18 protein-coding genes are annotated in these 24,013 nt (G+C 45.4%); all 18 read right to left on the reverse strand.

Features of this window, described 5'->3' with window-relative positions; all coding sequences use genetic code 11:
* Window positions 1–18: 18 nt before the first annotated feature.
* Window positions 19–1,740, reverse strand: a complete 1,722-nt coding sequence (locus G588_RS0103025; RefSeq protein ID WP_022777286.1) for a PP2C family protein-serine/threonine phosphatase — start codon at window positions 1,738–1,740, stop codon at window positions 19–21.
* 17 nt (window positions 1,741–1,757) lie between these two features.
* Window positions 1,758–4,361, reverse strand: coding sequence for a hypothetical protein (locus tag G588_RS22365; RefSeq protein ID WP_022777287.1), 2,604 nt, complete (start codon window positions 4,359–4,361; stop codon window positions 1,758–1,760).
* Between the two features lie 32 nt (window positions 4,362–4,393).
* Complete coding sequence (locus G588_RS21200) at window positions 4,394–6,793, reverse strand: ATP-binding protein (protein WP_022777288.1); 2,400 nt, start codon at window positions 6,791–6,793, stop codon at window positions 4,394–4,396.
* Between the two features lie 20 nt (window positions 6,794–6,813).
* Window positions 6,814–7,035 carry a hypothetical protein gene (locus G588_RS0103040; protein WP_022777289.1) on the reverse strand — a complete coding sequence of 74 codons (222 nt, stop codon included), beginning with the start codon at window positions 7,033–7,035 and terminating at the stop codon, window positions 6,814–6,816.
* Window positions 7,036–7,055: 20 nt separating this feature from the next.
* The gene (locus G588_RS0103045; RefSeq protein WP_022777290.1) at window positions 7,056–7,673 is read right to left on the reverse strand and encodes an SH3 domain-containing protein; all 618 of its coding nucleotides are present in this window, start codon (window positions 7,671–7,673) and stop codon (window positions 7,056–7,058) included.
* A 35-nt stretch (window positions 7,674–7,708) separates the two neighbouring features.
* Window positions 7,709–8,584 carry a sensor histidine kinase gene (locus G588_RS0103050; protein ID WP_022777291.1) on the reverse strand — a complete coding sequence of 292 codons (876 nt, stop codon included), beginning with the start codon at window positions 8,582–8,584 and terminating at the stop codon, window positions 7,709–7,711.
* Window positions 8,574–9,254 (reverse strand): cell division ATP-binding protein FtsE, encoded by a 681-nt coding sequence (locus G588_RS0103055; RefSeq protein WP_022777292.1) that lies wholly within the window; start codon window positions 9,252–9,254, stop codon window positions 8,574–8,576. The genes G588_RS0103050 and G588_RS0103055 overlap by 11 nt, the downstream gene beginning before the upstream one ends.
* Window positions 9,251–9,550, reverse strand: a complete 300-nt coding sequence (locus G588_RS0103060) for an STAS domain-containing protein (protein ID WP_022777293.1) — start codon at window positions 9,548–9,550, stop codon at window positions 9,251–9,253. Before G588_RS0103060 ends, G588_RS0103055 begins: the two co-directional genes overlap by 4 nt.
* Before the next feature lie 49 nt (window positions 9,551–9,599).
* The gene (locus G588_RS0103065; protein ID WP_022777294.1) at window positions 9,600–10,655 is read right to left on the reverse strand and encodes a phage tail protein; all 1,056 of its coding nucleotides are present in this window, start codon (window positions 10,653–10,655) and stop codon (window positions 9,600–9,602) included.
* Between the two features lie 14 nt (window positions 10,656–10,669).
* Window positions 10,670–12,760, reverse strand: coding sequence for a baseplate J/gp47 family protein (locus G588_RS0103070; RefSeq protein ID WP_022777295.1), 2,091 nt, complete (start codon window positions 12,758–12,760; stop codon window positions 10,670–10,672).
* Window positions 12,761–12,780: 20 nt separating this feature from the next.
* Complete coding sequence (locus G588_RS0103075; RefSeq protein ID WP_022777296.1) at window positions 12,781–15,849, reverse strand: hypothetical protein; 3,069 nt, start codon at window positions 15,847–15,849, stop codon at window positions 12,781–12,783.
* A gap of 3 nt (window positions 15,850–15,852) precedes the next feature.
* Window positions 15,853–16,302, reverse strand: a complete 450-nt coding sequence (locus tag G588_RS18960) for a GPW/gp25 family protein (protein ID WP_022777297.1) — start codon at window positions 16,300–16,302, stop codon at window positions 15,853–15,855.
* 17 nt (window positions 16,303–16,319) lie between these two features.
* Window positions 16,320–17,132, reverse strand: coding sequence for a phage baseplate assembly protein V (locus G588_RS0103085; protein WP_022777298.1), 813 nt, complete (start codon window positions 17,130–17,132; stop codon window positions 16,320–16,322).
* A gap of 19 nt (window positions 17,133–17,151) precedes the next feature.
* A complete protein-coding gene (locus tag G588_RS0103090) occupies window positions 17,152–18,306 on the reverse strand; it encodes a phage late control D family protein (protein ID WP_022777299.1) in 1,155 nt (384 codons plus the stop codon).
* 21 nt (window positions 18,307–18,327) lie between these two features.
* Window positions 18,328–19,209 (reverse strand): CIS tube protein, encoded by an 882-nt coding sequence (locus G588_RS0103095; protein WP_022777300.1) that lies wholly within the window; start codon window positions 19,207–19,209, stop codon window positions 18,328–18,330.
* Window positions 19,210–19,230: 21 nt separating this feature from the next.
* Window positions 19,231–20,076, reverse strand: a complete 846-nt coding sequence (locus G588_RS0103100) for a CIS tube protein (RefSeq protein ID WP_022777301.1) — start codon at window positions 20,074–20,076, stop codon at window positions 19,231–19,233.
* A gap of 17 nt (window positions 20,077–20,093) precedes the next feature.
* Window positions 20,094–23,714 carry a hypothetical protein gene (locus G588_RS0103105; protein WP_155830726.1) on the reverse strand — a complete coding sequence of 1,207 codons (3,621 nt, stop codon included), beginning with the start codon at window positions 23,712–23,714 and terminating at the stop codon, window positions 20,094–20,096.
* 25 nt (window positions 23,715–23,739) lie between these two features.
* On the reverse strand, window positions 23,740–24,013 hold a 274-nt coding region (locus G588_RS22675), incomplete at its 5' end, for a hypothetical protein (RefSeq protein ID WP_026668555.1).

Genomic DNA, 24,013 nt, shown 5'->3' on the forward strand with positions numbered 1-24,013 from the left:
TTCAAAGCTTCATCTGCATCAGACTTCCAATAAAAGCATTGTCACATCATCTGCCTGATTGCAGCCGTTTTGGAACTGTGATATATCGTCCCAGAGCTTGCCGATGATCCCATCTCCCTCAAGGGACGTATCCTCGTTAAGAGAATTCAGGAGTCTGTCCATACCAAAGAGATTCTCATGATTGTCCATGGCCTCTGTAATGCCGTCGGTATACATAAAAAGCCTGTCTCCGGCTTTGAGCATAAGTTCCTTATGGTTAAACTGTGCGTCTTCAAACACTCCCAGCATGACGTCGTGCTCTTCATCCTGTATTCTGTATCTGTCCGCTTCCCTCTCGTAAACGATAAGATCTTCGTGTCCTGCATTTATATAAGACAAGGTTCTGCTCTCCGAGTCATATATACCCACAAACGCCGTGACAAACATCATATCCTTATTGTTTTCGCAGAGTCTTCGGTTCGCTTTTTTGACAGATTGCTCCAGATTGGCGGGATTCTCCTTCATCTCATTTTTCAGGATTGTCCTTGAAACCACCATAAACAAAGAAGCCGGTACTCCCTTGTCGGAGACATCGGCAATCACCAGCCCCACCTTATGTGCATCAATCATGAAAAAGTCGTAGAAATCGCCACCCACTAATCTGGCAGGCCTCATAAAAGGAAACAGCCCAAAATCATTTTCCGGGTTTTCAAGCTTATCCGGAAGCATATTTGCCTGTAGTTTGGCGGTGATCTCCAGCTCCGTGGACATCCTCATTTTTTCCTTTGTCACAGCTTCAAAATCTTTGATGTACTCATGAAGCTTGGACTCCATGCCTTCCATGGCATCCTTAAGGTCTTTTACCTCATCATTGCTCTTTATCCGCAGATGTCGGAAATAATACTTATCCTCAATGATATCTCCCGCAGCGCTCCAGTCATCTGCAGCATCCGACAGCTTTTTGATAGGTCTTATGATTTTCCTGTTTATGTAAGAGTTAATGACAAACATGACAAGCAGTGCGATAAAGGCAAAGAACAGCATGTAAATAATAGTGAAAATGTACTGATATCTGCCAATTTCTTCGTTGTAGCAGTCAATGTACATACATCCCTGCAGTTCACCTTTGTAATTACTGCTTACCGGGATCAGGACCTTGAGAGTCAGATCTGTGAAGCCATCATCGCTTTTGCCTATCCTGGAACTATATATCATGGAAGCGCCTCGCGCGCTAAAGGAAACCGGAGGCGACTCATCAAAGTCCTCCCAGAATCCGATCCTTTTATCCCACAGGTCCTGAACCTGGATTATCCGGCTTTTATTATCATCAAAAAGACATAGTCCCACATCTGTCACATTGGGATTTTTTTCTTTAATTACTTTAAATACATGACTTATCTTTAACTCATCAATCTCGTTTTTTTCAAAATCCTTTTTACTGAAATTATTAAGGTAATCGGGATCTGCTGGATTTTTCCTGTCCTCCTCCGGTATACCTTCGTATACTCTTCTGACATAATCGCAGGCCTTCTCGGAATTGGCACTTCCCACCACTCCGAAGGCGGTATCACCGACAGCGTAAAGATCAACTATCTGTTCATTTACAGTAACGACAAGAAAAAGTACTCTTATGGCCATGATTGAAAAAACTGTAAATGCTATAGTCATAAGGATCACTGCAAGACTTGCCTTTTTTCCCAAAGTAAAACGAAGCTTTCTTTTAAACTTTCTGAAAATCCGATCCTTATCGATTTTGAACATAAGTTACAAAAATCCCCCTACAGTAGTCCCTTGAATGCACTGTCATCATCCTCCTGAGTAAGCTTCTCCTGAAGCTCCGGAAGGAAAAGTATTGCAACACACAGTGCAGCGCTTATGGCAGCAATAATGAAAAGATATACTCTGACTCTTCCCTTAAGGCCGAACAGATCTGGCATTCTAAGCGAAATATCCTCAGTTTCCAAAGCATCATCATCGGTAATGCTCTGCTTTTTGGATATCTGGATTTCTTCCTGCGCCTGCATAAGAGGAATGGAGGTCAGAACAATCGTATAGCTTGATGCATGGTCAAGTTCAAAGGTGGCCACTCCCTCTGAGCTGACGGTATCCGATGCCAACAGCTTAAGCTCGCCGTCATCCTTGTCATAATGATAAAGATTGGCGAAAAGTCCTGCGTATGCGCTTCCCACAGGAAATGACAGACCGGCCTTGAAGCCGAAGTCACCGTCGTAGTTAACATCAAATTCAAAATGGGGATTGGTATCTGTAACATCATTTAATACTTTGTCAGGTATGGCCTTACTTCCAACCTTTACCCCAAGATCCCTGTCAGTAAAATCTTCCTCAAAGAGGGTCTGACTGTCTACACTCCAAATGACATTTTCCGGCATCTTGAACTTTACCAATAATTTTTTATCCCTCATGGTCTCAAAAACCTTGTAGGGAATATTCGAAAGGCCGCTCATCTCGATTTCTATGGTGGAATCATAATCGGCTTTACTGATCTCGCCGGTGATCCTGTCCCATCCGCCTGTTGCGGCAATTCCTATCTTGGTGCTTCCTGTTGCGTCGCTGATATAGGGAATTCTGCTTATCTCCCTGGAAAGCGGTTCCGTTGCGGCAGTGCTTCCGGTTAAAGGTTCTTCGAAGGTGATGCTTCCGGCACTGTTTCCGTATACGGTACCGGCAGCGCCGCTTCCGCCTCCCTGACCGGAGGCAGGTCCCGAGCCTGCTATGCCGTTAGGTGCGGGAGTAAGTCCCGCTCCTCCGGAGCCTGCGCCTGAGTCCTTGGCGTCGTTGCCTGATACATCACCGGCGGCGCCGGACTTGCCGTTTCCTGTAAGGCTTCTTACACTGCTGACATTCCCTGCCTTGTCTATGGCAATGGCAAAGAAGTCATATTCCTTATCTGCTGCAAGATTATCGAAGGTGTACATACCTCCGTAATTACTTCCATCCTCTTCCGAAACTGTTATAAGCACACCGTTGTCCTGTATAAATTTCTTACTCGGCTCCGGATCCTTGGAGGTCTCTCGGCAGATAAGCTTGAATCTGTCCACACCGCTCTCTTCGTCCTTTCCCACCAGGAGCACAAGAGTCCCCGAACCGCTTCTGGGCGAAGATAGTACAATGCTCTTAACCTCAGGGGCTACTGTATCGCAAATTATCTTACCCGTGGAAATATAGGTCTCATTTCCAGCATTGTCCGTTATTCTTGCATAGATATAGTTGTTCCTGTCAACCTTGACGATTATGGAATCGCCCTTGGAATAGATTCTCCAGGCCCTTTGCTCCACGCTCATAACATTATTGAGATCGGCTATCGAAGTAAAAAGCTCCTCGGAAACATAGTAGTTTATGGTATCAACGCCGGAGAGTTCATCCTTGGCTGATATAGTGATCCTGCCATTTTCATTGGCATAGAAAGCCACATTGTTCTTTTTCTGGAAGCTGCTTGACTTATAATTGTCGGAGATTATTGAGCCCTTGGGAGAATCATAGTCGATATTTACATAGAGAGTCCCTGTCTTTTCATCTCCCGTCTCGTTGTTCCTGAAATCCAGCTCCAGTACATTCCTTCCCGGATTGTGGACATCATAGCTATCCTCGTAATCATCCTTGTCCTTTTCGGAAATTGAATATCCATCGGCGGTTATTGATACTGAGACGTTATACCAGTCCCTTAGATCCTCGCCGTTGTAACGGATGACTACCGAATCATCCAGCTCTCCTTTTTTGGGTTTCTCCGGCTCTTCCTGCTTCTTGGGTTCCTTGAAATGGCAATAGATACAATAGCCATCTTCATAGGTACAGTCCTCGGTTACCTTCTCCTCGGTGCAGCCTTCTACCTTACACTCCTTTATATGGGTCCCGTCCTCATTGGAGGTGTATACATACTCATGATTGTGATCATCCAGCTCCGGGTCATCCTCAGGATTCTCAGGGTCTTCGGGATTCTCTGGATTCTCAGGATTTTCAGGTTCTTCGGGATTTTCAGGATTTTCAGGATTCTCAGGGTCCTCGGGATTTTCAGGATTCTCCGGATTCTCAGGATTCTCCGGATTCTCAGGATTTTCAGGATTCTCAGGGTTCTCCGGAGTATCAGGATTCTCAGGCTCCGGTTCGGGCTCGGGTTCCGGTTCCGGCTCAGGCTCGGGCTCAGGCTCTGGTTCAGGTTCAGGTTCCGGCTCAGGCTCTGGTTCAGGCTCAGGTTCCGGCTCGGGCTCCGGCTCTGGTTCTGTCAAAAAACTTCCCTCATCATCCGCATAAGCAAATATGCTTCCAATACCCGTCGCAGTGCAAATGAGACATAGTGCCATAAGCCCTATGAATACTCTCTTTGCCGCTGCTTTTAAGTTCTTGAATTTTTTCACAAGTTTCATAAGCTCACTCCTCGAAGGCATTCATCCTATGATCAAAGCCCCACGTCCTCCGAATAGGGTTCAAAGTCGGACTTGGTAAATACCTTGCCAACCTTAACAAATTCGTACTTAATGGCGTTCAGATAATGCTTCATATGTACCTGACCTCCGGCATTGGGATCCGCTGCCGCAAGGAAAGCCGCATTCAAAATGCAGTTCTTGATATTACCACCTACAAACTCAAACTTCTCCGCCAGGAATCTGATATCAACATCCTCAGCAAGCGGCGTATTCTTCGGTATTGTTGTTCTCCAGAGCATTTCTCTGGTATCCACATCCGGGAACTGGAACTCGACGATATACTTCATACGTCTGAAGAACGCCGGATCGATATTGTGCTTGTAGTTAGTTGCCAGTACACAGACACCGTCATAAGCTTCCATTTCCTGAAGCAGCAGGGCCGTCTTGTTGTTGGCGGAGGCCTGGTTGGAGCCACCGTCATCGGAACGCTTTGCAAAAATGGTATCGCACTCATCGAAGAAAAGGACGACATTACACTTCTTGGCTTCTCTGAATATCATAGACAGTGATTTCTCGGTCTCACCGACATACTTGTCCACAACCTTTGAAATATCTACTCTGTACAGCTCAAGGTTAAGCTCATGGGCGATAACCTGTGCCATCATTGACTTACCGGTACCGGGAGCACCGAACAAAAGAACTGTAAGTCCTCGGCCGTAGGGATACTTCTTGGTATAATCCCAGTTCTCATAGACCTGTTTTCTGTAAGTCATCTGCTCAATGGCATGGGATATGGTCTCTCGCTGGCTTTCGTTCATAACGATATCGTCAAAGCCAAACTTGGCCTCTACTCTCGTTGCCTTCTGAGACAGCTCGGAGCTCATCTGGGCGTAGCACCCCTTAAAGAGGTTGGACCTTGATATCTTGTCCTCCCTGTCCATATTTGAAAGGGATTTGGCTTTTACAAGGGCGTCGTGAATCTTGCCGGAAGTAAACAGAAACTTCGTTGACATCTCCAAAAGATCCACATCCTCCGCCAGATCATAAGCTTTTGCAAAATACTCCCAGCAGGCCTGCCTCTCACCGGTATTGGGTGTCGGGAGCTCTAAATCTGTGAACTGACTCTTGGTAACTTCTCTGAAATCGATATAGAGCTTACTCATGGCAAAAACAAGTACGTCCTTCTCCGTAAGCTTGGAAAAGGCAAGATCCATGTATCCGAAGAACTTCTCTTTTTCCTCATCTCTGTAATTAAGCTCCGTGAGGCAGCAGCAGCTCTTGGTCAATATGCATTCTCTTGTCACCGACCACAGCGCCCTGTCCACGAACTGGAAATCATAGTTAAAGAGCTTATTACAGTTCATGGCTATGGCCCTCAGTCCCTTTTCTCTGCAGAAATGCTTTACGAAGAAGCGCCTTCCGCTGCCATCATCTCCGTAGTAATAAAAGATCCTTACTCCGTCCTCATAGGAGGTCTTCATAGCCTCAAGCCTTCCTACGTTGGCCATTATGGGATCCAGCTCCTTGTCGTCTGTTAGCATATACATAAAACGGCTGTAATTCTCATCCAAAAGCAGAGGATTTCGGCCGAACAGAAAGTCTATTATTCTCTTGTCTGGGGAAATAATTGTGGAAAAAGGCATGCTTCCCGCAACCTGCAGCGGCAGGATGGGTAAAAGCTGCTCAAGAGCGGCACTCATATCACCATAGGCATTGGTGATTGAGAAGGCATCACCATAAAACACCTTGGCTGCAGACTCAATCGTAGGTGCCGAGAGATTGCCGTTTTCATTTACAATATGAAATACACCGGCGTAATCAGTCTGGGTGGAAGCCAGGATTCCGCAGGCGAAACAAAACTTGGTAAAAGGCTCATAGGACAGTCTCTTGCACAGCTCGTAAAAGGGAAGTTCAATACCCTTTTTAAGCGTAAGCTCTGCTCTTTCGTCTATTACTCTGAGCCTCTCCAAAATAGGGATCTTGATATCTTTGTTTATCTCGGTCCATACATTGGATTCAACTTCTTCTTTTTCCTTATCCTCTCCTTCCGAGGAATAATCCGAAGCAAAATTTCCCAGAAGATTAAGAAGATCGCTGTCCAGTTCCTCCTCTTCTTCGTCTTCCTCCGATGAAGAATCCTGATCTTCCTCATCGTTAAAGCCTTCTGATTCCGATTCTTCGTCATCTTCGGAATCATTGACTCCCATTCTGTGTTTATAAGATTCGATCAGTCTGTTTTTACAGGCATCCGAAGCCATCTCAATATCGGGATACAAAATGTTTTTGTATCCGCCTTCGCCATTGGCATATAAAACTTTTAACTTTCCAATGTAGCCGTCCAGAGAGCCGTTTACACAGTCAAAGATATACTGCATGTATTCGTTGTAGCTCTCAAAGGGCTGCACGTTAAGATCATTGTTAAAACTAGCCATAGCTCTTCCCCTCAAAATCGCTAATTGCCTGTTCTGAATGTTCCTTTATCAAAAACGCTTTTTGCCGTGTTGATTCCCGTCTGTTTTTTTATGTCAAAAATTCCGCCTTCCGAATCGTTAATAAAGCCAGTTTTTTTCCTGACGGCGTAGGTGTAGGTCTCCTCTTCTTCATCGGGCGAAGGCTGTTTTCTTATCTCATCCTGTCGTCTGTTCTGCTTGTTGATCATATCATCCAGGTTCATATAACTAACCTCCATGGGATTTAATAATCAAGGTCTTCCTGTGGAGGCTCAACCATTTGGATAAATTCCGCAGGAAATTCCTCCTCGCTTACTTCCACCATATTCAGATACTCTGTGGCACAATATCCAACAGTGCCTGTGGACATAACAACCTTACACCACTCATTTCCCGGAAGGATTACATAGCCGGGAGTACGTTTATTCAACTTGGCCAAAATATCCGCATCTAATGACGGTGCAGAGCGAAGCCTTAAGATCGTATATCTCGTTCCCGTGGTGAAGGTAAAATATCTCTTTTCTCTTGTATTCTCCGCTTCTGCCAAAGTATCTTCCACTGAAGCTCCGGCATCTGACTCAGCTGCCTCAGGAACTGTTCCTTCATCTGCCGCGGCATCCGCATCCGATAACAGCTCCGATGCTTCCACAGTCTCTTCATCACTGAAATCATCCTTAATTGATAAAGAGGTTGCTGATTCATCTCCGACAATTGTCTTACTCATTACGGCAGGCGAAGCCCCCGGAGTTCTGTTGTCTTTGTTAAAAACAGAACCGGTATCGCTTAGCATGTACAGTGCCCCAAATGCCACCACAACAAAGAAAGCAAATAAGGCCATAAATAATCTGGAAGTATGTTTCATATCTATCCCCTCAATGTTTAGTCCGAAACCAATTATCAGGTAGTAGGAAGCTGAATATAGATTCCCATTCCGTTGCCCTGCGGGCTTCTGGCGTAGATTGTGCCCCCGTAGTGTTCCACAATTGCCTTGGCCTGAGTAAGTCCGAGGCCGTTTCCGCTGATTCGGTTGGAGCCCTGGAAATTAAGCTCAAATATGTGCTTGGTCTCGTTTTCGGGAAGTCCGTTGCCGGTATCCTTGAGAACTATAAATATGTCATCCTCGATGGTGGATATAGTAACCACCAGTGTTCCTGCCTTCTTCATGTACTTGATTGAATTATCGATGATATTCCTGAACATGATAAGAAGTCTCTTGGCACTGGCGTGAACTATCAGTTTCTCCACAGCACTGGAAATGGTGACTTTAAGTCCCACTGCCTTGGCGTCTTCGTCCAGCTCTGCAATGGCCCTTCTTGCCACTGCAATGATGTCCACATCCGCTGCGTCCTCGTCATCCGGCGGAAGAAGACTCTCATAGAGATTATCCATTGTCTTTTGTGCCTTTACATTTCTGGAAAGCTCCTCCTGTGCTTCTCTTGATGATTTCTCAGCGCTTTCCGCCTTCTCCGTAAGCTCTTCTATGCTCTGTTTTGCTCTCTCAATCTCCTCATTTTTGTCATTGATCACTGCCTCAAATTCTTTGTTTTTCTGCTCGATTTCCGCCTTCAGAAGACCTATCTCCTGCTGCAGATGCTCCGCACCCGTGTAATCGTTGTGGGCCTTGTAGCACAGGTATGCGAAGTAGGTCATGCTGATGGTCGCTGCCATAAACATCAGCACTATCAGCGTAAGTGAAAAATAAAAGAATCCGAATACTGTTGCTGCGTAAAACACACATGCCAAAATCAAAGCGATCTTTTGTTCACGAGACATATAACTTACCCCCACCAGTAATATTTTTATCAAGACTTATCTGTCTCTTGTTTTTTATTGAAAGTGCACTCATATCATGAGTTGCCATTATAACCGTCACTCCATGGTCGTGTATCACACTTAAGAGCCGCAGTATCTCTGCGGAGGATGCCGGATCAAGATTTCCTGTTGGCTCATCCACCAGAAGATACCTTGGATTGTTTATCATGGCCCTTGCAAGACATACCTTCTGCTGTTGCCCACCCGACATCTCCTTGGGAAGTCTTTTATGAAGGCTGTCGATTCCCAGCATCGTGAGCACATCCACAATCTTCTTCTCCGCCCCGGTGACCGCACCGCCGGTGGCAAGAATCGCAGTCAGAAGATTGTCGTATACCGACAGCTCCTGAATAAGCCTGTAATCCTGGAAGACCACACCGATTTTTCTCCGGTAAAAGGGAATGTTTCTCCGCTTAATTCCCTTGAGGTTCTCACCGTCCACATAGATGCTGCCAAGGTCCGGTTCTTCCTCCTTGAGAAGCATCTTGAGAAGCGTGGTCTTTCCGGAACCGCTTTCTCCCGTAAGCACAATGAATTCCCCGTCGTTTATCACCTCGGAAAAATCGTTGTATACATCGATCCTGCCATGATCGGTTATATAGTTTTTAGAAACCTTAGAAATATTTATCATCTTACACTCAGAATTTTCTCAAGTCCTGTGACCCGAAGCACATCAACGATACCTTCATTGGCATTGATTATGGACATGCTGCCACCCTTGGACTGAGCGGTCTTTTGCCCGATGATCAGTGCACGAAGCCCCGCGCTGGATACATAGGTGGTCTCGCTGAAATTGATGATGATATTGGAGCTTTTTACAAACGCCTTCAAAACAGCGTTTTGAAACTCCGGCGCAGATACGGCATCAACCTTGCCCTTGACATTAAGCTGAAGCTTATCCTCAAACTTTACTTCCTCAACTGTCATATTTTTCTCCTCTATAAGCGATAGTTTATTATCCGGCTTCTTTTAAGCCTTACATGAGAGTGATTGCTCCGTCATAGATAGCCTCTTCGTCCAGTACAACATGCTTCTGCTTCGGAATTGCCGCATTCATATCAAGATAGCTGTTGCCATCCACAACAGCCTCTTTCTCCATCTGAAGAAGCCTTATTCTCGTTCGCAGAGGCCTGAACTGATCAAGCAAAAACATCAGCTGGTGCCTCAGATTCTCAGACAGCTTTTGATTTATCATCACTGTAACATCAAAAATGCCGCCGTCCTGAAGCCTGTTCTCCACAATTACCGAATCCTCGCCCACCAGTATGTCCACGATTCTTTGAAGAGCCCATTTGGTGCCCTTCATGCGATTCAGCTGATAGGCTTCCTTTACAATCTGACGCAGGGTCTTCTCCGGAAGAAATCCTCCCTTCAGATCTATTCCGAACCAGGAGCCGTACATCTCAAGAAGCGAGGCATCGCACTTGTCCAGGTCCAGAATCTCGTAGAGCTTCTCGTTCTGATCGCTGTAGTCATTGTAAACACTTGAAAAAATGGATATATATCTGTGGAAAAAACTGTTCCTGTCGTGATATACCGCCGGGAAGGTGTCCATAAACACATCTCCCCTGACTCCGACTCTCATTTTTCCAACACAGGCGCTGCCGCTTCCTATCATCTCCAGCGCTATGAACAAATACCTGCCGGAGAGTTCATACAGAAGTCCGTCCTTTGTGTTGACAAACCTCTTGGCGCCTAGCTGTTGAAGGAGCTTAAACTTGGAATAGCTGTTTTCGGAAGGATCCTTGAGATAATCCCACAGTGATCCATGGTCTTTATCTACGTAATAATCCAAATTATCAAATGCTATAACATAAATATAACATACTATCTGCTCTGCCAAAAGTAGTTCGCAGGACAACCGCCCCCACTCTGAGCCGGGCTCCACTCCATCCAGAGGATGCAGGAAAACACTGTGTTCCAGCTCATTTTCATCAAGGATCAGCTCCCCGTCTGCTCCCTGGGTGAAGCCCTTCACCAGACTCTTTTTTATTCTGTTATTCCTGATTGAATACCAAATGTCGTTAGCCATTAATTCTCCCCGTCTTATCTGTCAGATGATACTATCTCAAGGTTTATCTCTCCCGGATAACATAGCACATCCTGACGCGGATAAATATCAAATTCCTTTAGCTGTGCCAGGTTATTGTTCTCCGAAAACAGAGATAATTCATACACGTATTCCACGCATTCAAGATCCTCGATACCGTGAAATACATCCTCAAACTGCAGCTTATCGCCAAAGTTGTGATCGGAGTTTATATAATCCAGAATAGTGCGTATTCTCTCGATTATCTGCTTCCGGCAGTCCGAATAATGTCTTTTAACATAGACTGTGCACTTGACTCCCACCGGAACAAAGGAGGGCTTGATTATCATGAACTTGGAGGTGATAAGCCTCCTGTCCTCAAGTCTTGCCTTTACCCTGTCAATGTAGATATTGGACAGCTTCGGAAAAGTCTCATCGGACTCCGGAAGGATCACCAGTCTTACCAGATTCTCGTTCTCTGACATGATTGCCTTGGCCTTTTTGATGCACAGGCCCGGGGTTGTTATGGCCAGCTTCTCGTAATCCGCTGCGGTGACTGCCCTGTAGGGAGTTCTCATATCCATAAGGAACCTCTCCCTCACCTGATCCAGATTCTCTCTGAAGCACCCGCCTGTGGCAGCACCGGGATTATAGAAATGAATACCGCTGTCACCCTCGATGGACAGTCTGTTTCCGGCGGCTATGTTTCCCAGATTGCCGGCGGTAACCGAAACACCACCCATGAAGAGATCCGCATCTATGAAATCTCCGGCATCCTCGATGATTATTCTCCCATCTCCCTCAAGAAGGTGATAATAGAGGGCTCCGTCAGCTTTTTTCTCAGGTCTTACAAAATCGTAGAGATAGCCGTTCTCATCCTTTCTTCGTGCTATCAGGAAAAAGGTCTCGTGAACAATCTTCTTTATCGGAAGCTGTATCTCCTGATCATCGTAACCTATTACCTTACCTACGTTATAGCGCCGCATTACCTCTTCGCTGTAGAGGATTACTCTGACTGCGTCCTTTACCTTTATGGGAGCGTAGCCGTGCTTTTCTTCCGAAAAAGTAAAACTTACGCTTCCGTCATCGTTTTTTTCGTAGTTAACAAATCGTCCATTTCTGTAATCTTCGGTTGTGAGCTCGTATCTTCTGTAGGAAGAGCCCTTGTTCTCCTTTCCGAAGATGAGGTAATGTACATCCTCACCAATGGGCGATGTAACCTTTATAAGATCGTTTTTGTTGGAGGTGGTGCTGAAGGACCTGGTATCCTTCTGCCAGACCTCAAACAAAAATCCGAACACATTTGTTATCTTGGGGACAATATCATAGTCGGCTCTTTTTAAGGTGGCCCTTATGCAATAGCCCTTTTGCGGCGCTTCATCACAGATCTCCGGTTTCCTGTCAGGAAGGGCAACTCTGATCTCACCGCTGTTTACAAAGGCATTGGTAAAATCCCTTGCACTTATCTTTACAAACCCCTCTGCGGTGTAGCACTCCCATTCAAGGTCGGCGAAGATGTGCTCAAGTCTGTCCACTGTCTTGTTTCGATAGGACTTCTCCACCATTTTTATATATAGGATTATCTCTTTAAGAGCTGCTATATCGCCGTCAATAATGAAATACACACTGTTTCCGGCTTTTGGCGAATCCCCGAAGAGCTTGGCGGGAACGCTGATCTCTTTGTCCAACACATAGCTTATATCCCTGAACTCTCCGCCGCTACATGCGAATACATCTGTGATCCTGCCGCAGCCAACGGAAATATCCTTATTTGTTTCGAAGCAAAGGTCGCCTATATGGAACCTCTGTCCGGCTCTGAGGATCCCGGGCCGTGTGATCTCTTCATCCGAGAGAAGCACTCTTGCACACTTTCCTCTGGCGGGAACGAAACCTGCCATCTTAAGCAGTGCCATTTTTGCTCTGTAGCTTAAGTTGACGATCTCAGCTCCCTGCAATGCGGAAAAAGCCGTGAGATTCTCAATTATGGTAATACCGGGATCGGAGGCATTATAATTGGTCCATTCGGAAGACCTGATGGGGAGCTCCCTCATCACATCTTCCATCCTCTCTTCATAGGTTCTGCCCTTTAAATCCTCAACATTCAGCATTCTTTCGTCCTGCCCATCTTTTATTTATTGGTAACAATAACCTTGTGATTGCCGCTTCTTGTAACCATAAAGGGTGTCAGCTTGATATCCTTGGCATCCACTTCATGTTCCCCTTCGCAGTCCACGTACCTGGCCGTGATGGTGATTCTCTGGATAACCGCTCTGCTCCTCAGTACTCCCAGTCTCATAAGTATCTGTGACTGCTTGGGGAGCGTTCCAATGGCCCAGCCCTCATGCTCCGGACTTGATACGGGATTCAGATATTCAGCCAACACATTCTTGGCTTCATTCTGAACCTCAAAGCTGTCATCCATATCCATGACCATAGCCCAGACATTTACTGAAATATCCACAAATATAGGCTCCACGATATGGAGGTTTTCTTCAGTGACCGTAAGCTCGCAGTTCTTAAGTATTTCCTTCTTAAGCCCCCCTGCGATCCTGTGATAGGAAAAGGCTCCGTCTGCGAAATCCTTCATCAAAAGAACTACAGAGATATCCGAAGGATTAACCACACCGTCTATGGTCTCTCCCACCACTACCTTAACCTTGTCTATGCTGTCCGAGTACTCCATTACAAATCTGATGTAATCATTCTCAGATACCAGGCGCCATCTGGAATTCATGATGCCTGCGCACCTCATAAGAGCGTGGTCCATAGTCTCCAGATTGCTGCCGCCGTGGGCTCTTATGGGATTGGACACGGAATCTATAAAGGGCGCTGCACCCACCAGATCCGTTATCATTCCTTCAGCGAGATTGCCGTATTCGCCGTCGGTACTTCTGATTCTTGCCTTAAAGGCTATATCGTCGGTAACTCTTGGAATATCGCACTTGGCTCCGTCGGAAAAGACTATATTGCCCCGCATTCTGTCTATGCGATAGCTTCTTCTGTCCACGGCGTCGTCGAAGCTTTCAACCTCGTTCCACAGTACGTAAAAAGCGGATATTCTTCCCAGGAAATCATACTCGGCCCTTACTCTTTCCGGCTCCTGGGCCATTAGTCTGTCCATTTCCTCTTTTCTTGTATAACCTCTTTCATTGACCCATACATAAGCGTCAAGGATATTCTGAGCCCCCAGAGCCACCGTCATATTGGGCATGACCTCTTCGATGTAGTAATCGTTCTCATCGCTGGTCTGCACATTGGTGACTATCACTGCATTAAGACAGAGTCTTACGATATGCGGAAGGAAAATATCGTTAAAATCACTCTTCTGGGCCCTGCTCCTCTTTAGCTTGATCCAGTAGAGATTGTTGCCCTCAAGGCTGCACTCCTGCATATCGGATGGCGGAAGAAACATCAATGTTCCGGACCTTGTGAAGTCCTCTGTGAGATCCGTAAACCTCATCTGGGCAAAGCCTGTGGGACTATAGTATTCAAGGTTGCATCTCACCGCATTCTGATTGCTGGAATCTGCCAGCTGGAAATAGATGCTTATGGGGCCGTCGGTGAGCTTTTTATCAAGTCCGATAAAAAGTGCATCCTCATGGTAATCTATCCCCGAAAAAGCCGTGAAGGGCTTATTTGATGTAAGTGCGTAGGTAATGTCTTCCTTGGTGGTTCCTGCTATTTTCTCAAGTTTACTGGGTGATACAAACTTACCCTCATAGGAATATGTTATCTTTAGCTTTTCTATTGTCGGATAAGTATGAAGCGCCGGGCGAAGGTAGCAGTTGTCGGATTTGGTTATCCTCATTCGAAGACATCTTCCGCTGTAGGGGCCACTCTCTGATTCCTCCCAGTCCGAGGGGCAGATAAAGGAGAGCTTGTAATTTCCATCCTCACAGTTTACGAACAGTCCTTCGTATTCGGAGTCGCATTTAAGCTTCTTCCAGCCGATTCCGTTGAAGTATTCGATGGAAATCTCATCCACAACCGCCGCTGCCTGGGCATCAAGAGGAGTCTTCTTTGGCTTTAACTTGATGATGGCAAGCTCTGCGTCCTCCTGCTCCGGTGTAAGTCTTATATGATTTTCCTTAAAGGACACCCTGAAATCCAGAAATACTCTAGCTTCTCTCTTGGAAAAGCAGGGATTGTGGCCTATGTAGCACTCGTTATACACAGATAGTGTGTCCGAGAAGGGCTCAAATTTCTCGGAATTTAATTCAACAGCTCCGTCTCCCACATACTCCGGAGCTCTGCTGTCACCGGCCGCTGAAATCTGAATGTTCTCAATCTCCAGATAATCGGTCATTATCTCCTGACACTCCAGGATCACCGCCGACATCTCAGTGCCTCCCACCCTGACTTTATTGGAGGGCTTGCTCTTTATAAGCTCATAGGTTATTCCGTCCTCAAGGAGCTTTACACTGTCAAATTCCGTAAAACTCTTTTTCTCGGGATATTTAAACAAAAACTCTTTTTTCTCGATTCTTTCTATAAGAGCCTTTGCTCCTTCCAGTCTTACATATATCGGTTCGTTCACACCTTCCAGAAGTCTGTCGTGGTATATGATGAGTACGCTCTTTCCGACATTTTGCTTTTCGCCAAAAAGTGTAAAAGGCTTGATCTTGAAGCTCTCATCCAGAGGTTCCAATGTATGGGTGCTCTGGCTTTCTCCTTCCTGTGGCTCCTCCGTCAGATCCTTTTCCATTATTATGTCCTGAGTCGGGATTATCTGAGGTACCGCAATGTCTCCGTAGATAGGGGTGAGAGACCCTTTTTCCGCATCTGTCATAAATGCGCATTTGATCCTGGACTCGGTGACATAGAGATTTCTTTCTGTCTCATATATCACAAAACCCGAATCGGTATAGGGCGAATCCGCGGTAAGCCTTGTCCCCTTCGGCACCTGGGTTCCCATAATGGAATTGCCGTCAAGGTTAAAGATGACCATGCTTGCTGCAGGCTGTGCCGGTCTTAAGTTGGAGTCCAGCATATTTACGAACTCCATGTGATATCGCTCAGGCATCTGACTCATGAGACGATTGTTCTCCTCCAGCTGCCTTGCGAATATCTGTGCTATCACGGAGCCTGCGTCGGGATTGTATCTGTTAAATCTCCACTCAGGTGTATAGCTTTTTGCCAGTCTTTCTATTCTGTTTTCAATCTCTTCGATAGATTGTGGTTTGAATGCATTGTTCATAGGTTACTCTTCCATGTCGATTATTAGAGGCTCGTAGTATTCTTCTTCCTCAGAGGGTTCAGGTTCCGCATTCATGTAGAAGGGGAATACCATATTGTCAGTCTGATTGGTCTCTGCAAGTGTATAGTCGATATTTATCAGAATATATCCCTGCTGTGCCTGCATTTCGGTTGTGATATTAACATCCGATATTCTCGGCTCCTGTGTCAGGACGCTCTCTTCAAGCTCTCTTTTCATAATAGTAAGCTCTGTGAGATTCATGTCCATGAATACGTAAGAGGCGCTCCTTGTACCGAAGGAGGGTCTTGTAAGTCTCTCGGTAACCTGCGTCATCAGTATCAGATACACCGATTCCTTCACCGACTGCTTCCCTGCGCTCATCTTAAAGCGCCCCGTTGCCGGGTCTATCTGGATTGGAAAAGTAACTCCGGTACCCAAAAATGTCTGTTCCATACATTTTCTCCATATCACTAGCCAAGCTTAACCGGTGTTCCCTCAACTGATACGGGACCGGAGCTTGAAAGCTTAAGCATTGAATTACCGTTTGCCGAGACGTTACCGCCTTCAATAGTAACTCTGTTGTTTGATTTGAGCTCTGCGGTATTGGTGGCTTCTACCTTGACCTTGGTGGCTTCAAGTGTAACGGTTCCATTACTTCCGTTCATGAAGAGCTTAATGTTGTCTCCCACCCTAACGGTCAGCTTCTGTGCGGCAAGTACTGTCATCTGGCCGTCTTCCGTCTTAATCTCTATCTTGTTGTTTCCATCTTTATCGGAGAGAAGGATCAACTTCTTTTCATTGTCCATCTGGAACTTGTGATTATCCTTGGCAGTTGTGATGGTTATCCTGTCGTTATCTCCCTCTCCTTCGTGATTGTCGATAATATCTATTTTGTTGCCGTTTCTGGACTGTATCCTTTTTATATCATTATTCTCATCAAAAGCCTTGCTCATGAAGGTGGAATTGGTCTTTGGAACCGCCCCTATCACAAAGCCCCTCTCGATATTCCCCTGCTCGAAGATGACGATCACCTGATCCCCAACCTCGGGAATAAAATACTCTCCCCACTTCTGTCCGCCGTAGGGAAGGGCCATCCTTGCCCACACCAGCTTGTTTTCCTCATAGTCCCTGGTCGTGATGTTTACCTGAACAAAGCCCTGTTTCTCTTTCTCATAGTTCTTGGTCACGGTACAGACCAGAGCTCCCATTATTCTGTTATCGCCCATGGCACTTTTTTCTACCTGGTGCCTGGCTACTTCGTCGACCACATCAAAAAACGGCATTTTGTCTTCCCCCGATTACTTATAATGTTGATGCCTTTCCTTCTATTTCTGTCAAAAACTTTCCGCCCAAGGTGTAGGTGTGGTGCACATCCGTTATGTAATACTTGTTGGACAGTGCATCTCCGAAACCTTTGAGGGTGATGAATCTTCCCGGTACTATCTCCGGAATTCCCACGATGGTCATTCTGATACTTCCCAGTCTGTAGGACATTTCCTCCAAAAGGTAATTTGCTCTCGTCTCAGCATCGGCCTGAGTGTTTATTGTGGAATCTATATACACATAGGACTGTCCCGAAACAATGGGCTTTGCCTTGCCTCCCAGTGAAAACTTTCCGTTGTTTTTCTTTTTGACCTCAATCTTGCTGGCCTTACCTATATCAAGGGTTCTTACCTTAACTTCACCGGGAAGTCCCGTTATGTCATAGCTGATATCGTAGGTAATAATAATATTTGAGGGAAAGAATTCCGCCAGCTCCTGCGTGTTGGCTTTGGCCTTTCGAAATACAATATTTCCGCCCACCGAGAAGAACTCATAATTAAACTTCTTGGCCGCCTTGCAGACGAAATCATAGTCGCTTTCAGCCACCATCTCGATCCTAAGGTCCACTGAATTGTCCTGCTGTGTACCTCCCGGCGGCTTATCCGGAGTATCGGTGACATCGATGCTGGTAATGACCTCATTGTTCTGAAGAGTCTGATAAGGAGACTGATTCAGTATCTCCTTGACGGCATCGCTGTAATAGCTTGCTTTGAGCCTCTTTGAACTGTTGTTGGCCATCATGATTCCCTTGACATCCATGGCCGTTACCTTGACGTTAATGTCCATAGGCGACTCATCGTTGTAGGAAAACTCAATTCTTGCTACATAGCCCCTGAACACCTCCGTCATATCTGCGGAGTAACCCATGAGAATCTTCACAGAGATCCCCAGAATAAGGTATTTCTTGGTCTTTCCCACCGAAAAGGCTCCTGTATCCGGATCGTACATGCCCGCAATTGAAAAGGAAGCAATGCTTGCCTTCAGATCGCTGGTGATCTGTACATCCACATCCACTATGGAAAGATTCATCTTCTTATCCTGTATCGGATCCTGATCACCAAGATAAATCCTTACGGAAGGATAGTAAAAATTCTTATATCTTTTGTATAAGCTTTCAAAATCAAGTGCTGCCATATTCCCCCACAATCACAAATGCTATTCTCCGAAACTGCTTTTATATACTTTTCTCCAATGCTTTTCGGAGGATGGCAATTCTTCTTTATCCAAAAGTACTATTCCTATGCTGATCACTGCCCTGCAGGGAGTCCCGTCCACATTAAACATGGTATACTCCGCATTTACACTATGGACCAGCCCTTCATAGATCATGTCTCCCCAGACAAATCTGCAAAGACGTTTGCTCTTATCTCTTACTATTGCTGTCAGAGCCTCCACGTCCTTTTGCACCGAGTACGCATCGGGATCATTTTTGAAGGCCATCTTAAGCCCCTGTTTAACAAGTGAAGTCTGCCCCAGAGTGTATTTTTCAGCAAAAAAAGCTTCCTTTACATCAGCTTTATCCAATACAAGCTTGAGGTTCATATCAATACGGGAGTTGGCTGCCGCCATACGGCTTGATGGCTTTGGCCTTCCGTATTTACCAAGCTTTGGAGGTATGGGGATATTATTGGCATCTCTGGGAATCTCCTTCGGCGCTTTGTCCTCTCTCTTTTTTCCGAAATCCTGTATAGGCACTTCTTCACCGCCATAGCCGTTTATGGTGATGTCCTCAGGATTAAACTGAACATGGTATCTGTACCATTGAACCTTTTCCACGTCGATGAATTCGCCTTCCTGAGCATTATCCTCTCCGACGGCATCTTTAAGCTTGCCCTTGGCATTATTTACGGCATCCTTGACCGTATCAATATTGAACTTACCGACGCCGGAAAAGCCAGTTTTCGTGCCGTTACTTGGTCTGGGAGCATTTGCTTCCTTGGGCATTATTCCGGAAAAATCGCATATTTCAAGAACAGCCTTTTCATTTATTCCTATAGCTCCCTTAACGGAGTCTGCCGCGTATCCTAAAAAATCCATAGACTCTGCATCCTATCTTTTTTAAAGATTTAAATTGAGGAAGTTGTTGTTGGTCAGAGCATCAAAAGTACTTCTCTTGCCAACCGCGCCCTTATCAAATTTTGCATAAAATGCCTTATCCCAGTAATCCTGTTTGTAGACCAGCTCACCGTTTTTGCTGGCTTCCTGAGTTATCTCCAGATGCACAGTTCCTCTGACAGGATTGCCTCTTGTGTTGAACATGGTGAAATGATTGTTTACGTTCGTAAGAGTTCCGCGAAAATGCATCTTCGCCCAGCTAAAGATCACCTGCTGCGCATGACAGCTTGAAATGAGTGATAAAAGAGCATCCATTCTCTTTCTCACCGAATGCCCATCAAGTCCATGGGTGGTCAGATCCTTGGCCTTGTTGTAGACATTTCCCACATTGGGAGTAAGATTCTCCAGCATGAAGGCATCCGCCGGATCCATGTCATCAAAGACCAGGTCAAATGACAATTTGCTCTTTCCCGTAAAATTTGCAACCTCCATGTGATTCAGACCACTTGCGTTATTGAAATTCTGCTGTTTACCGGTAAGAGAATAAAGTCTTATTGTAGCAGGATTGTACTGAACTGACATTTTTATGAATTTATTAGTATCGGAAGACTCTTCATATATTTTGTCAGTGGTTTTTTTGCTGCCCCAGCCGGATGCTTTTTTGAGCATCTCGCCGGCACTTGCCGCAACCTTGTCTGATTTACTGAGCTTCTCCACCAGTTTATTCGCTTCATTGCCGATGTCTGTCAAGGTCACCTGGCTGTACAGATCGGGCTTTAGGATATATAGAACTGCTTTCTGTGTCGCATTATCGGAAAGAATTCCCGTAGCATCCTGAAGTAATCCCATTCACATACCTCCTTTTATCAATAGCCGCGCCTTGCTTTCTCATTTCTCATCTGTCTTTCTATCTTGTTCATAACCCGGTTGCTGATGGTATTCATTTCTGACTGGATCTTGCTGTCTATCATTCTCTGAATATTCACTGCATTTAACTGTTCAGAGACATTACTGTTAGTAATAACCTCTCTGGAGTTTATGTAATTATTGGAGGTTATCACGTCGGACTTAACGTCCTCCTTGATCTGCTTTGAGATATTATGCTGCATGAGCTGAAGCTGTTCGTTGATCTCATCGCTGGTAAGGCTCTCCTGATATTTATGAATCGTCTCAACGGGCCTTATATTGGCGTGTTCCTCAGTAAGAACCTCGCCTCTGTCAAGTCTTACTCTTGCTCTTTCAGCCTTAATCTCCTCAGAAGCTTCGATCTTACCCTCTTTTTCAGGCTCCGGAGAAGGTTCCGACGCATGGTTGATGTCGTAGATGAGCTCACCCACTTCTGCGGTTCTAAGGCCCTCAGGAGTCTCCGGGTTCTCCTCATTTCTCTGATACTTTTCAAGAAGTCTGTAGATCTCGTAGGACTGCTCCGGGAAAATATCCTTTATACGGGAGAGGATTTCCTTTTCCCTGGTGCTTCGGATCTCCTTCTCATGATTCAGGGTCTCCATGAGCTTCTCGGGGGACTCCAGTGTAAGAGCTGCTACCTGTCTTGTCTTTTCGAAGGGCAGCTTTCTTGGTCCGCTCTCTTCAAGGCTCTCCCTTATCTTGCTGATCTCCTCTATGTATTTGGTCCTTCTCTGCTCATTCAGGGCCTCAATCCTGTTGACACTCTCGGTTATCTTCCTGATATCGGCATCTGTAACATTATCGCCTTCCTTTACCGGAGGGTTCTCTGTCTCTGACGGCTCCACCGAGATTTCCGAAGAAGGGATAGTATCGCTCTCAGCTACAGGTTTATATAACTCATAGCCTGAGCCGCTCTCCACATAGCCGGAGGTCCTCTTTTCACCTTCACTTCTTATCTGCCGGATATAGTCTCTGACGTTTTCCCTGGTCATAGTCAGGGACTGCATCTCTTTGGTGTTTTCTTTGATAAGAGCTATCAGCTCGTTCCTGTTTATAAAAAGGTTACTTCCTTCGGCCTGTCCTTCTTCCTCAGTGACTCTTTCGAAAATAAGCTCTGCTCTTTCGAAGGGCGCCTTCGTATTTTTACCGGAAGAAGAAATCTCTTCGGACTCACCTGCTCCCGGTAGTTCCCGTTGATCTTCTTCAAAGAAAACAGTGACCATCTCGGGAGTAATTCCCAGCTCTGTGATAATCTCCTTTATTCTTTGCGTTTTTTCCTCGGAAACCTTAACCTTCTTACTTTCCTTTAAAAGCTTGATAAGCTCCTGCTTCCTGTCGGTTTCGGCCTTGACTGTAGTAGTGAGCTTTTCCAATGCTTCCAGCTCATGGAAGGTTATGGTATCAAGGTAGTATTTCTTATCTTTATTTGTTATCTCCATGGAACTTCGAATATAGTTCTTTATAAGTTCCAGATTCTCCAGTGAAAAATCTGCGCTCTCTTCGCCTCCAAGAAGCTGGATCAGCTGAAGATTTTCACTCATTAGCACGGTATTCTCAAATATGTCCCCGGAAGGTGCAGCACCTTCGATGATATTGGAATATCTGTTTAGTATCTCCTGTATATTATTGCCTGCCGCAACCTCATCTCTGAGGAAGAGAGCTGCTTTTTTGAGTTCCTCAGCTCCCCTTATTTCTTCTATGGTTACGTTGCTGTCACCACTGATGAAATTTTTGATGATCTCGGGATTTTCAATCTGCTCTGATACAGCTTCTTTTCCCGTAATGAGGTTTATGAGCTGAATCACGCTGTTACTAAAGCTATTGCTCTGTGTTAAACTGTACTGCTCTTTGCTGCCGCCGTAGAGACTGAGATACCGGTTAAGAATCTCTCTGGTCTCTTCATCTTCGTGGATCTCATTTCGAAGGAAGGTGACTGCATTTCTGATCTCTTCGCTGCTCTCTCCGGCTTCGCCGCTGCTGATAAGTCCCTGAATGTTATTTTCCGTTATCAGCTTTCGGATAAACTCGTTTATAATATCCGTGCTATTCATGGACTCAATATATTCGGAGAGGACTTTATATATGTCACCGGATTGTCCTGCGGTCTCCATGATCTTTTCCGATATAGTCCTTATGGTCTCGCTGTCAGATACCTGTCCCAGTATCCTTAAGACCTCCAGCTGAAGCCTTGTAAGCTCCTTTTTCTCAGATGTGACTTCACCGGTTCTGTAGCTGAAGGAAGCGCTGTTATATTCTTCAAGAAGCTGGCCGGTTCTGCTGCTGTAAACGGTGAGCTGATCGATCATTTCCTGAATGCTCTCTATGTCAATTCTGGAGAGCTCATTCATAGTGGCATAGTCAAAGAGACGGAACTCGTTACTGATCTGACTTTCATTTACATTGATAACCTGCCTGGATATCTCGTTCTTTATCTGTGATGCTCCGATATTGGTTATCAGCTTGGTGACAATCTCATCGGAGGCCTTATAGAAGGTATCCTCAAACTTAAAATATGTATTCCTGTCAAAGTAGAACTTGTCAAAACCGGTTCTGTATATATTTTGCAGAAGTCTCATGAGAACTGCGCTGCTGATCTCATTTCTCACATTCTCGGCAGAGGTTATAAAGCTCTCAAGCTCCTCCTCATAGGTATTGGTATTAAGAAGGACAAGATTGCTGTCTCCGGGGAAAACCCTTTCTCTCATCACTGAAAGAAGAAGGTTCTGGGCTGCGTAGGTCTGATCTGATATGGAGTACTCTGCCTTTTCCATCTCATTGTAGTTCTCGGAGCGGTTGAAATTGGAAACTATCTGATAAATAGCACCCGTGCTTAATCTGTCAAAAATTGTGTTGAAGAGGTAATTCTCCCTTTCCTTCTGAAGTCTTTCCCTCTCGCTTATTCTTTCTCTCTCAAGGGCGTTTAAAGCAGTTTCACCGGATTTTGTCTCGCCTTCTCCTTCGCTGCCTTCGTAGCGAATCTCTGCGTTTCTTACATTAGTTACGCTGATGTTTTCAGCTCTTGATTCATTATTGGAAACAGATACATCAGTGACATATTTCTGATTTTCTCTGTCAAGGAGCTGTCTTTCCATGGTCCTTCGGCTCTCGTTGTAGTTGTTCACCGCCTCCAGCATAATGCGCAGATTCTCGCTTTTTTCCAGATATAGATTGATCAGAGCATTTACATCCCTTGTCTGCTGTGACATCTCATAAAAAGCGTTCATGAATTTGTGATCGTCTCTTATGCCCAGTCTGTATAAGGAATCCGTGATAAATACTCTGTCCTGGTAAGTAAGATTAACTGACGCAGAGGCAACTATGCGGTTCAAAACATTGTTTAGAATCTCAACCTTGTTGTAGTTGTTCTCGTTTCTTACGGACTGATTAAGGACACTTGATATTCCCTCCCCCTCAGTTACATAGATCTCAGGAGGAGTGTTAGTGATATGAAGCAGGTCCTCTTCGTCGACGCGGGTCTCCATCAGAGAGTAGTTGCCCATGATCCTGTGATAGAAATTCTCTGAACATTTGACGTATGAAGTTTTCGCTGTAATCTCTAATGGTGCCTTGATCGTCAACATAGGTTATGTCCTTATCGTTTTTGTTTTATTTTTTGGAAAGAGCTTCTGCCATCAGCGCTCTTCTCGTGGGTGGCCAGATGACCTGAGGAGCTCTCTCGCTGTCCTTTGGAGAAACTTTGGCGTACTTATTCTTGGTGCCGTCCTTTTGCATCTCATACTGAGGTTTCTGTTCAGCCTTTTCCGAATCTGTTTTGGACTTAGTCGCATATTTAGCCGAAGTATTGTCCTTCTTCATTTCGTACTGAGGCTTCTGCTCCGGTTTCTCGGAATCCTTCTTGGACTTCTCCGCATACTTGGCA

The sequence above is a fragment of the Butyrivibrio sp. AE3009 genome (genome assembly GCF_000420845.1).
In the GTDB taxonomy this organism is placed as follows: domain Bacteria; phylum Bacillota; class Clostridia; order Lachnospirales; family Lachnospiraceae; genus Butyrivibrio.